The organism is Blastocatellia bacterium, assembly GCA_016713405.1.
Classification (GTDB): Bacteria; Acidobacteriota; Blastocatellia; order Chloracidobacteriales; family JADJPF01; genus JADJPF01.
Window position 1 is genome coordinate 333570 of record JADJPF010000003.1, and the last position, 13124, is coordinate 346693.

Annotated in this window: 13 protein-coding genes; 11 read left to right on the forward strand and 2 right to left on the reverse strand. The window is 36.9% G+C overall.

Going from position 1 to position 13124, the window contains the following annotated elements; translation table 11 throughout:
* Positions 1-3 precede the first annotated feature (3 nt).
* Positions 4-1818: an ATP-binding cassette domain-containing protein gene (locus tag IPK14_04820; protein MBK7992742.1), complete on the reverse strand. Its 1815-nt coding sequence runs from the start codon at positions 1816-1818 to the stop codon at positions 4-6.
* 290 nt (positions 1819-2108) lie between these two features.
* Between IPK14_04820 and IPK14_04825 the strand changes: the two genes are divergently transcribed.
* On the forward strand, positions 2109-3020 hold the full coding sequence (locus IPK14_04825) for a DUF4912 domain-containing protein (protein MBK7992743.1): 912 nt from the start codon (positions 2109-2111) through the stop codon (positions 3018-3020).
* Between the two features lie 32 nt (positions 3021-3052).
* Positions 3053-4633 (forward strand): DUF1957 domain-containing protein, encoded by a 1581-nt coding sequence (locus IPK14_04830; protein MBK7992744.1) that lies wholly within the window; start codon positions 3053-3055, stop codon positions 4631-4633.
* A gap of 2 nt (positions 4634-4635) precedes the next feature.
* Here the strand turns inward: IPK14_04830 and IPK14_04835 are convergent, their stop codons facing one another.
* Positions 4636-5256 carry a UbiX family flavin prenyltransferase gene (locus IPK14_04835; protein ID MBK7992745.1) on the reverse strand — a complete coding sequence of 207 codons (621 nt, stop codon included), beginning with the start codon at positions 5254-5256 and terminating at the stop codon, positions 4636-4638.
* A gap of 140 nt (positions 5257-5396) precedes the next feature.
* On the opposite strand from IPK14_04835, the gene larB reads away from it, so the two are divergent.
* The 9 genes from larB (at position 5397) to rplW (ending at position 13007) form a co-directional block, all read left to right on the forward strand.
* The gene (gene larB / locus IPK14_04840) at positions 5397-6143 is read left to right on the forward strand and encodes a nickel pincer cofactor biosynthesis protein LarB (GenBank protein ID MBK7992746.1); all 747 of its coding nucleotides are present in this window, start codon (positions 5397-5399) and stop codon (positions 6141-6143) included.
* Positions 6144-6633: 490 nt separating this feature from the next.
* Positions 6634-7074 carry a 30S ribosomal protein S12 gene (locus IPK14_04845; GenBank protein MBK7992747.1) on the forward strand — a complete coding sequence of 147 codons (441 nt, stop codon included), beginning with the start codon at positions 6634-6636 and terminating at the stop codon, positions 7072-7074.
* 36 nt (positions 7075-7110) lie between these two features.
* Positions 7111-7581 carry a 30S ribosomal protein S7 gene (rpsG, locus tag IPK14_04850; protein MBK7992748.1) on the forward strand — a complete coding sequence of 157 codons (471 nt, stop codon included), beginning with the start codon at positions 7111-7113 and terminating at the stop codon, positions 7579-7581.
* Between the two features lie 49 nt (positions 7582-7630).
* Entirely contained in the window at positions 7631-9733 is a 2103-nt protein-coding gene (gene fusA / locus IPK14_04855; GenBank protein MBK7992749.1) for an elongation factor G, read from the forward strand.
* A 57-nt stretch (positions 9734-9790) separates the two neighbouring features.
* Complete coding sequence (tuf, locus tag IPK14_04860) at positions 9791-10978, forward strand: elongation factor Tu (protein MBK7992750.1); 1188 nt, start codon at positions 9791-9793, stop codon at positions 10976-10978.
* A gap of 10 nt (positions 10979-10988) precedes the next feature.
* Entirely contained in the window at positions 10989-11315 is a 327-nt protein-coding gene (rpsJ, locus tag IPK14_04865; protein MBK7992751.1) for a 30S ribosomal protein S10, read from the forward strand.
* 62 nt (positions 11316-11377) lie between these two features.
* Complete coding sequence (gene rplC / locus IPK14_04870; protein MBK7992752.1) at positions 11378-12034, forward strand: 50S ribosomal protein L3; 657 nt, start codon at positions 11378-11380, stop codon at positions 12032-12034.
* 27 nt (positions 12035-12061) lie between these two features.
* A complete protein-coding gene (rplD, locus tag IPK14_04875; protein ID MBK7992753.1) occupies positions 12062-12688 on the forward strand; it encodes a 50S ribosomal protein L4 in 627 nt (208 codons plus the stop codon).
* 13 nt (positions 12689-12701) lie between these two features.
* Complete coding sequence (gene rplW, locus IPK14_04880) at positions 12702-13007, forward strand: 50S ribosomal protein L23 (protein MBK7992754.1); 306 nt, start codon at positions 12702-12704, stop codon at positions 13005-13007.
* Positions 13008-13124: the final 117 nt, after the last annotated feature.

Consider the following 13124-nt stretch of genomic DNA (forward strand, 5'->3'; position numbering starts at 1 on the left):
AGTTTAGTTCCTTGTTAGATTAATCTCTTCACTAATTTCTTCTTGACTGAATTGTAATTCATAAAGCTTTTGATACAAGCCACCCATTGCTAATAATTGGTCATGTGTTCCTGTTTCTATGATTTGCCCTTTGTCTAGTACCACAATAGAAGACGCTTGACGAATGGTTGAAAGCCTATGAGCAATAACAATGGTTGTGCGATCCTGCATTAAATTGTTTAACGCTTTTTGAACTTGTTGTTCGGACTCTGTATCAAGTGCTGATGTCGCCTCATCAAGTATCAAAATAGGGGCATTTTTTAGCAATGCTCTTGCAATTGCAACGCGCTGACGTTGTCCACCTGAGAGTTCAGACCCGTTTTCCCCTACAACTACATCATAGCCGCCACGCTCAATAATAAAATCATGTGCAAAGGCCGCTTTTGCTGCCATTTCTACTTCTTCTCGGCTAATATCACCTCGACCATAAGCAATGTTGTTATGAATAGTGTCATTAAATAACACAACTTGTTGACTGACTAAAGCCATTTGTGAGCGCAAACTTGAAAGTTTTATATCTCGAATATCTACACCATCTAAAAGAATTTTTCCTGCTGTTACATCAGAAAATCTCATTAATAAGTTGCTTAAAGTTGACTTTCCAGAACCAGTTTTTCCAACTAATGCAACCATTTGTCCCTTATTAATTGTTAAATTAATGCTACTTAATGCTGCTTGATCACTATTAGGATAGAAAAATGACACGTCTGATAAAGTAATATTTTCTAAAAATGATATTAAAGTTTTGGCATTAGGCTTGTCTTCTAGCTCTGTATGCTCGTCTAAAATAGCAAAAACTCGTGTTGAAGCAGCAAAAATCTGTTGGTAAGTGTTATGTGTTTGGCTAAGTTTACGCATTGGATCATAAAGCTTAGCAAGTGCTACTAGCAAAGCCGTAAATGCTCCAATAGAAAGACTTCCTCTTACAATTAAACTTTGAGCAAATAAAATCAAGACTCCCAAAAGTAAAAAACCAACTAGCTCTAAAATAGGCGAAGAAAGATAAAGAGCCGTAGCTGTTTTCATGTTGGTATTACGCAGTTTATCTAGTGAGTCAAAAAATCTTTTTGACTCAAAGTTTTCCATTCCAAAGGCTTTTACAACCCGGTTGCTAGAAATAGTTTCTTGAGCAATTCCTAAAACTTCTTGAATACCTTCCTGGGTTTTATGGCTAGTCCGGCGCAAACGTTTACCAAAACGAACTGTAATAGCAAAGACTACTGGAACTATAACTAATGAAAACACAGATAATTGCCAGCTAACAGAAAAAGCATAAGCTAACAATACAATTAAAGTAAAAGATTCTCTTAAAGTATCATAAAGCAGGACTGTTACAGCATGCTGGACTCGTTCAACATCGCTAATTATATGAGCAGTAAGGTCTGTTGAACGATGTTTGCTAAAAAATAGGTCTGATTGCTTTAGGATATGCTCATATAATTCTTGGCGTAATTTAACGATAATCTTTTGCCCTACGTGAGTTAGTAAGTAACCAGAAAAAAATAATGCTATTCCTTTAAGTATAGTAAACAAAAGTAATAAGAGAGCTATAACACCAGCTTGATTTAGTTTTGGAAGATATTCAACTAGGTAAGATACACCAGCGAATTTACTAATAGCATTTGTTGTATTTTGATTTGCTAGACCATCAAAAATAGGAGCTACTAAAGAAATTCGAGCAGCTTCAAATAGCCCAACAAATATAGTTAGTAAAATCCCAGTAATTAAAGCTAGTGTGTAGGGTCTAGCATAGCGGAGTAGTCTTAGTAAATCATTCATTTTTTAGTAGTTAAAACCTTTTATTTAATTTATGCAAAAGTTACCTGCTATGCTAAAGCTTTGATTCTAAAAGAATAATTAGTTAAAAAATTTTTATTAGAAATACTTTACAAAAAGTTAACAACAAAGAATTAAATTTTCTGACAAAATCATATTTAAGCAAAGCTCTAAACGTCAAGGTTGCTTGACACTTCCTAGTGTATGAAATATTGTCAAATGGCTTGCTAAAATCTAAGAAATTTATCTAAGCAAAGCTAAATAAAGCTCCAAGAAAGGCAACAAATATGGTTATGTCTCAATCCTCTTTTTTTCCATCTCATCAATTAGAAATCGTAAGCGAAACCCCTATTGCTGAATTGATAGAGGAGAGAATTACTAAACCATCACAGGAAATTTTTATTGATAAAGGGTTGGAAATACCTGATAGCTATGATGTTGATACTATTCGAGCAATGCTACAAGACCCTTTTCATATTTGGGTTTATTGGAATGTTCGCCCACAAGTCTTTGATAAGCTAAAAGCTGTTTTTCCTCAGCATATTGCAGAAAGCTTTTCACCAGTCTTAAAAGTAACTGAACTTACCTTTAATGATGTTAAATTTATCAATATTTTAGAATCTGGGGATTATTGGCTAAGTGTTTTGCCTGATAAACATTATCATATTGAAGTAGGAATGCTTTCATCTGAACGCGGTTATATTCGTTTATTAGAAGCAGATGAAATCACGACTCCTAGAGGAACTATTTCCAAAAATATTGATCCAGAGCCAGAATACAAAATTGTTGGACAAGATTTTGCAGATAATTTAAGAGCATCAGGATTTGCTGCTTTTGCTGGTATGCTAGGGCCGGAAAGAGTAATGAACGCGCTACCAGAAAATGTTTCTAGTATTTTATCTACCGTATCATCAGGCGAAAGTTTACAAGATGATCAAATAGACAACCTACCTCCAAGAATACGTGCTTTGCTTAAAGAACTACAAGAAAGAGGCGAAGGAGGCGATTTAACTCTTCTAGCTTTTCTTTATTTAATCCCAGAATATTTACGCGAAGCTGTAGCAGAGGTGGAAGGTTTATTTGCTGACGCGCTACATCCTCATCATGTTGCACCACGTTATATGGTTGGCTCTTCTGAGCATCGCCCTTATCCATCGCGTAATCCTTGGTTGCCTAGTATGACTAATAAAACTATTAGCTTTTAGAAAAAAGCAATTATGCTGTGTTAAGGAATAATATGGAAGCAGGCTATCTTGCACTAATACTGCATGCACATTTGCCATTTGTGCGACATCCAGAATATCCAGAATTTTTGGAAGAAGATTGGCTCTATGAGGCTATTACAGAAACCTACATTCCACTGCTATTTTTATTTGAAAATTTAGTCAAAGAAGGAGTTAAGTTCCGTGTTACAATGACTTTAACTCCTAGTCTCTGTGAGATGCTAGCCGACCCACTCTTACAATCTCGTTACTCTGAACGAATTGCTAAATTAGTTAAACTTACTACCAGCGAATTAGAACGAACCAAGGACACACCATATTTTGAGGCTGCTAAACTTCACCATGAACATTTTGTAGCTGCACAAAAGCTATTTAATGAAAAATATCATGGTAATTTAATAGCAGGTTTTCGCAATCTTCAAGATGAAGGTGTGCTAGAAATTATTACTTGTGCAGCAACGCATGGTTTTTTACCTTTAATGTCAAATGATGCGGTTAGACGTGCGCAAATACATATTGGCTGCCGTAATTATGCTAAACATTTTGGACGTTGGCCTAGAGGGATTTGGCTTCCAGAATGTGCTTATCAACCTGGTGTAGACAAGTTATTAGCTGAAGCAGGGTTAAAATTTTTTATTGTAGACTCTCATAGCATTATGTTTGGCGATCCTCGCCCACGACGCGGGATTTTTGCTCCTGTTCTTACTCCATCAGGTGTTGCTGCTTTTGCTCGAGATGTTGAAACCAGCGAACAAGTTTGGAGTGCAGATATAGGCTATCCAGGTCATCCAAATTACCGTGAATTTTATCGTGACCTAGGCTGGGATGCTCAAGAAGAATATATTAAGCCCTTTTTACATTCTGATGGGAAACGTCGTAACTTGGGAATAAAATATTTTCGTGTTACTGGCAAAGTTGAACTACACGAAAAGCAACCCTATGTTCCTGATTGGGCTAGAGAAACGACCATTAATCATGCTAATCATTTTATTCTTTCGCGTTTAGCACAAGTAAGACAGCTTAAGCAAATGATAGGACGTAATCCTATAGTGGTTTCACCATACGATGCAGAACTATTTGGGCATTGGTGGTTTGAGGGGCCACAGTTTCTTAGTTTTTTAATTAAGAAAATTCATTATGAACAAAATGAAATTACTCTAATTACCCCTTCAGATTACTTAGAAATGTATTCGGAAAATCAACAACAAACCCCTTCAGCCTCAACTTGGGGTGCAGAAGGCTATAATCGAGTTTGGGTCAACACTGCTACTAGTTGGATCTATCCTCATCAACATATGGCAGAAAAAAGAATGATTGAACTTGCCCAACGTTATCCAAATGCTACAGGTCTTTACTTGAGAGCCTTAAAACAAGCTGCTAGGGAGCTAGTCTTAGCTCAATCAAGCGATTGGGCATTTATTATTACTACCGCAACAATGGTTCCTTATGCAATAAAGAGATTTAAGGATCATATCCATAGATTTACTAGACTTTACCAAGACATAATTTCTGACAGAATTGATGAAGCTTGGCTTTCAGAAATTGAAAGCAAAGATAATATTTTTTCAGAAATAGACTATCAAATCTATCATTAAGGCTATTGTTTGTTTGTGCTAGTTCTTCCTTGCCATATACTTTCATCAGAATGAGCAACACCTAAATGATCCAAAATACGAAAAACAAAATGATCTACTAAATCAAGAATAGTACTAGGGTTATGATAAAAAGCAGGCATTGCAGGGATTATTGTTGCTCCTGCCTGATGTAATTTTAATAAATTTTCTAGATGTATTCGATTTAGTGGTGTTTCTCTTGGAACAAGTATTAGTCTTCTACTTTCTTTTAAGGTGACATCTGCCGCACGATGAACTAAATCTCTAACAATTCCTGCTGCTAACATTCCTAAAGTGTTGACACTGCAAGGGATAATTACCATTGCATCAACAGGATAAGACCCACTTGCGATACTTGCACCAATATCTTTAGCAGGGAAATGCTTAATTTTTGTTGTTGGCCGTCCTAGGAGTAATTCTGCATCTGTTTGGCGTACTCCTGAAAACTTTAATGATAATTCTTCTCTTATTACTGTAGTTGCAGCAGAAGTTATTACTAAATTAATGGTTTCAACCAAAGGGCTTTCTTCTAGATAATGTAGTAGCCTTTGGGCGTAAATCGCACCACTTGCACCAGTTATGCCAACAATTATTTTTTTAGCCATAAATTTTTTCCTTAAAAACAAGTTAAATAAGCTTTAAGGCAATATTAAGCAATGCTAACCTGACAAACTTAGCCTTGTCATGCTATTTAAGAAATATGCTTTTTAGCCATTTTGTTAATTTTGCTAGCTAGGAAATATTTATGGATCGCAACAAAATCTCTGATCTCCTAAAAGCTTATAAAGAAGATCAATATAGCTTAGAGGAAGTTTTAGAAAAATTTCGCACCCTTCCCTATGAAAATATTGGATTTGCTCGTGTTGATCACCATCGAGCTATCCGTCAAGGCTTTCCAGAAGTTATTTTTGGACAAGGAAAAACTAGTGATCAAATAACAGGTATTGTTGAAAGAATGCTAAAGGCTGGTAGTAACGTCCTAGTAACTAGAACTAACCTAGAAGCCTATGAGACGGTTAAACAAATTGCCTCAGATGCCACTTTTCATAAAGATGCTCGTGCTATAACTATTAAAAGAAACTTTAACTTACAGGGAAAAGGAAAAATAGGTATTGTCACAGCAGGAACTTCTGATATAAGCGTTGCAGAAGAAGCCGCCATAACAGCAGAAATATCTGGTAATGAAATAGTAAGGTTTTATGATGTTGGTGTAGCTGGTCTTCACCGCCTTTTAAGCGAAATGGAAAGACTTGCTGAAATGCGTGTAATCGTTTGTGCTGCTGGTATGGAAGGCGCACTTCCTTCTGTATTAGGGGGGTTAGTCTCTGTTCCTGTAATCGCTGTTCCCACAAGCATTGGCTATGGGGCTGCTTTAGGAGGTATTGCAGCACTTCTTGGAATGCTAAATAGTTGTGCTTCCAATGTTTTAGTGGTAAATATTGATAATGGGTTTGGAGCCGGGTTTGCTGCTTCTTTGATTAATAGATTATAGAAATAGACTGTCTATTAGAAATAATTGAACAATTATTCAGATATTCGGAAACTTTTCCTTGACAGCACACATCTCTTAATCTAGACTCCACACTTTCGTTGGTAAAGAATTTCAACAAAGCTCGTTTTTAGGTTTTTTGAGTTTTTTTAGTGCGGAAACGAGCAAGCAGTAAAGCTTTTAATTTCACTGCTTTTAACTCAATTCTAGTTCTTAATACTAGAGAGTAATTTATTATTGTGGCGTAAAAGAGATGTTTTTTGTCTCCGCATATTTATCTCTTACCTAAATTTAACGCACGCCACAGAGAAGCCTAGGCTATGGGTTACGCCTAAAGGATACGCACAAACTCAAAAGTTATACCCAAATTAATTTAATTCTATTTATTTTAAAATTTTACTTAACCAGTAATTTATCTAAAAAGTAAATTGCTTTATTAAGTAGTAATTCTATTGCTTTTACTTTTCACTTGTATTTGAAGGAGCAAAGGGAAGTGCCAACAATTAGCCAATTAGTTCGCAAAGGACGTGATAAAGTTGCTTACAAAACTAGTAGCCCAGCTTTACAAGCTTGCCCACAAAAACGTGGCGTTTGTACTCGCGTTTATACTGCTACACCAAAGAAACCAAATTCTGCTTTGCGTAAGGTTGCTCGCGTAAGATTAACTAATGGAATTGAAGTAACTACTTATATTCCTGGTATTGGTCACAATTTACAAGAACACTCTATTGTTTTAATTCGTGGTGGTCGCGTTAAAGATCTGCCAGGCGTGCGTTATCATATTGTTCGTGGAACATTAGATTCGGTTGGTGTAGCTAACCGTAAGCAAGGACGCTCTAAATATGGAGCTAAACGTCCAAAAGAAGCTGCACCCGGCAAAGGCGCACCCGGTAAAGGCGCACCAGCTAAAGGCGCACCAGCTAAGAAAAAGTAGAACTGCTTCATAAGTAAATTAAGGAGTTATTTTTGTATGCCAAGAAGAAGAGTTGCTGAAAAAAGAGAAGTTCTTCCCGATCCCATCTATAATAATACTATGGTGACTAGATTTATTAATAATATGATGTGGGATGGCAAACGCTCTGTTTCAGAAGGAATTTTTTATGGAGCACTTAATAATATTCAAGAGAAAACACAAGATGATCCTCTAAAAGTTTTTAAGAAAGCTCTTGAAAATGTTAGACCAAAAGTTGAAGTACGCTCCCGACGTGTTGGTGGTGCAACTTATCAAGTACCTGTAGAAGTTAGTCTTCATCGTGGTACATCACTATCTATTCGTTGGTTAATTGATTATTCTCGTAGACGTGGAGAAAAAACTATGCGTGATCGGTTAGCAGGGGAGATTTTAGACGCTGCTGCTGGTAAAGGTAGCTCCATTAAGAAAAGAGAAGATACACATAAAATGGCAGATGCTAACAAAGCTTTTGCCCACTATCGTTGGTAAGTTTTTAGGGTCAGTTGTCAGAAATTTGTTTCAATGACACTGCAAAATTATGAGTAGACAAGAACCGCTTTATCGTTTTCGCAATATTGGAATTATGGCTCATATAGACGCTGGTAAAACAACGACTACCGAACGCGTACTTTACTATACAGGAGTGAGCCATAAAATAGGGGAAGTTCATGAAGGAACAGCCGTCATGGACTGGATGGAACAAGAACAAGAAAGAGGTATTACTATAACCTCTGCTGCCACTACTTGCTTTTGGACAAGAAAAGGCGAGCAATTTCGAGTCAACATAATCGATACTCCAGGTCACGTTGATTTTACTATTGAAGTAGAAAGATCTTTAAGAGTATTGGACGGAGCAGTTGCTGTTTTTTGTGCTGTAGGGGGTGTTGAACCACAATCAGAAACAGTTTGGCGACAAGCCGATAAATATCATGTTCCACGTGTTGCATTTATTAATAAGATGGATCGTCCGGGAGCTAACTTTTCAGAAGTTGTTTCCCAATTACGCTCACGTTTAAGTGCTAATCCCGTACCTATACACCTACCTATTGGGAACGAAGATACTTTTCGTGGTGTAGTAGACCTTCTTGCTATGAAAGCAATTGTTTGGGATGATGAAAACAAGGGCGCACAATATTCTGTCATTGATATTCCAGCGGATTTGCAATTGCAAGCTGAAGAAATGCACGAACAAATGATAGAAGCCATTGCCAATTATGATGACGAAATTGCTAATAAGTATTTAGAAGGAAATACAGATTTTTCTGAGCAAGAGCTTAGATCAGCACTTCGCCGAGGTACAATAGCCTTAAAACTAGTTCCTGTTATAACTGGAGCAGCTTTTAAGAATAAAGGTGTCCAAACCTTACTAGATGCTGTTATAGATTATCTGCCTTCTCCTTTGGATATCCCCTCTGTAGTAGGAATTAATCCTAAAACAGAGCTTGAAGAAGAAAGACCTGCAAATGATACAGCACCTTTTTCAGGCTTAGTTTTCAAAATTATGGCAGACAAGCATATTGGTAGTTTGTCTTTTGTGCGTATCTATTCTGGTCACTTGAAATCAGGAAGTTATGTACTAAATTCTACTAAGAAAAATAGAGAACGTGTTGGCCGAATAATGCGTATGCATGCCAATAAACGCGAAGATGTTGATGAAGCATTTGCTGGTGAAATAATTGCTATTGGTGGTCTTAAAAATGTTACTACTGGTGATACAGTTTGTGTGGAAAGCAATCCTGTAATCTTAGAAGCTATGGAATTTCCTGCACCTGTTATTGCAGTAGCAATTGAACCTAAAACAAGACCTGATCAAGAAAAACTAGGTATTGCTTTAAATAGATTAGCTCAAGAAGATCCTTCCTTTAGAGTTAGCACTGACAATGAAACAGGTCAAACTCTAATTTCTGGAATGGGCGAATTACATTTAGAAATAATAGTGGATAGGCTAAAAAGAGAGTTTGGGGTAGGTGCCAACGTTGGTAAACCTCAAGTTGCTTATCGTGAAACCATTCGCAAAATTTCAAAAGGTGAAGGCAAATTTATCCGTCAAAGTGGTGGTCGTGGTCAGTATGGTCACGTCAAGATAGAATTAGAACCTTTACCACCAGGTAGCGGATTTGTTTTTGAAAATAAAATTGTTGGTGGTGTTGTTCCAAAAGAATATATTAATCCTGTTGAAACAGGCATAAAAGAAGCTATGGAACGCGGTATTTTAGCTGGCTATGAAATGGTAGATATAAAAATCTCATTATATGATGGTAGCTATCATGAAGTTGATTCAAGCGAAATGGCTTTTAAGATAGCTGGCTCAATGGCTTTCCAAGATGCTGCCAAAAAGGCAGATCCGGTTTTATTAGAACCTGTTATGAAGGTAGAAGTTGTTACACCGGAAGAGTATATGGGATCAATAACAGGTGATATAAACTCACGAAGAGGACGAATTGAAGGAATGGAATCTCGTCCAGGTACACAAGTTATTATTTCTGCCGTTCCTCTTTCTACTATGTTTGGCTATGCAACGGATTTACGTTCTTCTACTCAAGGTCGAGCAACTTACACAATGCACTTTAAGCATTATGAAGAAACTCCTAAATCTGTTGGAGATGAAATTATTGCCAAAGTTAGAGGCACAACTGCTTAATATAATATTTTCAGTGACTTAAGTTAAGATAAAGTTTTCTAGGAGTAAAGTCAAGATATGGCAAAAGAGAAATTTGATCGAAGTAAACCGCACGTAAACGTAGGAACAATAGGACACGTAGATCACGGAAAAACAACATTAACAGCAGCAATAACAAAAGTATTAGCAAAGAAAAATCCAAAAATAGCAGTGAGAGCGTTTGATTCAATAGATAACGCACCAGAGGAAAAAGCACGAGGAATCACAATTGCAACAGCACACGTAGAATATGAAACAGCAAATAGACATTATGCCCACGTAGATTGCCCAGGACATGCTGACTATGTAAAAAACATGATAACTGGAGCAGCACAAATGGATGGAGCTATTCTGGTTGTTGCAGCGACTGACGGGCCAATGCCACAAACTAGAGAACATATTCTCCTTGCTCGCCAAGTAGGTGTTCCTGCTATGGTTGTTTTTATGAATAAAGTTGATGCGGTTGATGACCCTGAACTCCTTGACTTAGTTGAACTTGAAGTTAGAGAACTTCTTTCTTCTTATGATTTTCCAGGTGATGATATTCCAGTAATTCGTGGTTCTGCTTTAGGTGGATTAAATGGCGATCCTAAATGGGAAAGTACAATTGAAGAATTAATGGCATCAGTTGATTCTTATATTCCAACTCCTCAACGCCAAACTGATAAACCTTTCTTAATGCCTGTTGAAGATGTTTTCTCAATAGCAGGAAGAGGAACAGTTGCTACAGGTAGAGTAGAGAGAGGAATAGTAAAAACAAGTGAACAAGTAGAAATTGTAGGAATAAAAGACACTCGTACAACAGTAGTAACAGGCGTAGAAATGTTTAAGAAGTTGTTGGATGAAGGAAGAGCAGGAGACAACGTAGGGTTACTATTAAGAGGTGTGGATAGAAAAGAAATAGAAAGAGGACAAGTAATAGCTAAGCCTGGAACAATAAAGCCTCATACTAGATTCAAAGCGGAAGTATATGTATTGACCAAAGAAGAAGGTGGAAGACATACTCCATTTTTTACAGGATATAGACCACAATTTTACTTTCGTACAACAGATGTAACAGGTGTAGCAGATTTACCAACAGGAGTTGAAATGGTTATGCCTGGTGATAACATTGCTATTGAAGTTACTTTAATTACTCCTATTGCTATGGAAAAAGGTCTTCGTTTTGCCATTCGTGAAGGTGGTAGAACTGTTGGGGCTGGTACTATCTCTGAAATTATTGAGTAGAGTTAAGAATATGCTAAATGAAAAAATTAGAATTAGATTAAAAGCTTATGATTATCGAGTGCTTGACCAGTCAACTGCGGAAATAGTTGATACAGCTAAACGTACAGGTGCTAGAGTTGCTGGGCCAATACCTCTACCTACAGTTAAGAATAGATATACTGTATTGAGATCTCCACACGTCGATAAAAAGTCTCGAGAACAATTTGAGATTCGTACACATAAAAGACTTATGGATATTCTGGATCCTACACCTCAAACGGTAGATGCTTTAATGAAATTAGATCTTCCTGCTGGTGTTGATGTAGAGATAAAAGCTTTTGGCAGAGAGCATAAGTAAAAAATTAACAATAGATTTTTAATTTTGTAAGACTAAAAATCAGTGAGGCTAAGTTTTAGTTTATGATTAATGGCATCATTGGAAAAAAAGTAGGTATGACACAAGTATTCGCACCAGATGGTACAGTAACTTGTGTTACAGTGATTAAAGCCGGTCCTTGTGTAGTGGTACAACGTAAGACTTCTACTAAAGATGGGTATGAAGCTGTACAACTAGGTTTAGTTGAAGAACGCGCTCCTAAACGTGTCTCTAAACCATTGTTAGGCCATTTTGGTCAAACTGATAAATCAAAAGCACGTGGAAAACAATCTATTCCCCCTACAAGAATTTTAAGGGAATTTCGTCTAGAAACCTCTGACGATAGTTCTAAAGTAGGTGATAGTGTTTTAGTAGCTCAATTTGCTGCAAATGACACTATAGATGTTATTGGCACTACAAAAGGGCGTGGATTTGCAGGTTTTATAAAACGCCATGGTTTTGGTGGTGGTCGTGCTACTCACGGATCAATGTTCCATCGCGCTCCAGGTTCAATAGGAGCTTCTGCTTTTCCTTCAAGAGTAATAAAAGGAACCAAAATGGCAGGACATATGGGCGTAGAGCGTAAAACAATCTTAAATTTACAGGTTGTTCAAGTTGATACAGAGAACAATCTTTTACTAGTAAAAGGTAGTGTGCCTGGACCAAAGGGCGGATATTTACTTATCAGGAAGAAAAGTTAGGATTTTGTCCTGTTTATGGAGTAAAAAATGGCTGTTGTAAAAGTCAAAAATTTAGAAAACCAAGAAACTGGAGAATTAGAGCTACAAGATGTAGTTTTTGCGGCTCCACTTAACAAAGCATTGATTTATGAAGCTGTTAAGTGTTATTTAGCTAATCAAAGACAAGGCACAGTTTCTACTAAAACACGTGGTGAAGTTTCTGGTGCTGGCCGTAAGTTATGGAAACAAAAAGGTACAGGCCGAGCGCGGGTAGCTTCTATCAGATCTCCTCTTTGGAAAGGTGGTGGCAATGTACACGGGCCAAAACCAAGAGATTGGGGATATTCTATACCTAAGAAAATGCGTCGCGGAGCTTTACGTTCTGTTTTATCTGAACGCTTACGTGAAGGTGGATTATTGGTATTAGAAAACTTTAACCTAGAAGATCATAAAACTAAAAATCTTCTTAAAGTGCTTAAAAACTTAGGTGGAGACAAAAAAGCTCTTTTAGTAGATCTAAAAGATAACAATAACTTGACTTTGTCTGCACGCAATCTTGAGAGAGTTAAGCGCGTTTCTAGTGACAGCGTTAACATATATGATCTGCTTAATCACGAACAGCTTATCTTTAGTAAAGAAGCTATCATGCAACTTCAAACTATTTTACTAAAGTAAAGGGGATAAAGTAATGCGTTCAGTATGGGATGTAATTAAAGGGCCTGTTATTACAGAAAAAGCATTGCGCTTAAAAGAAAGCTCACAAGATGGCAAACAAAAGTTAGTTTTTTATGTTGATAGATCTGCTAACAAAATAGAAGTAAAAAATGCTGTCAAAGCTATTTTTAAGGTAGATGCTGAGTCTGTTCGTATTGCCAACTATCAAGGCAAAATGAAGCGTCGAGGTCGTTTTGAAGGTCGTCAATCTGATTGGCGTAAAGCTTATGTGACCTTGAAGGCTGGTGAAAAAGTAATTGAGTATGGTGATGTAGTCTAGTAGTTTGTTTGAGGTTTACCCTCTTTCTGTATTTTAAGCGCAAAATTCAATCTTTGTACTTTTAAATCCTTAAAACTTAAGACTAATCAGTTATTTATTTTATTTTAGGTAAATGAG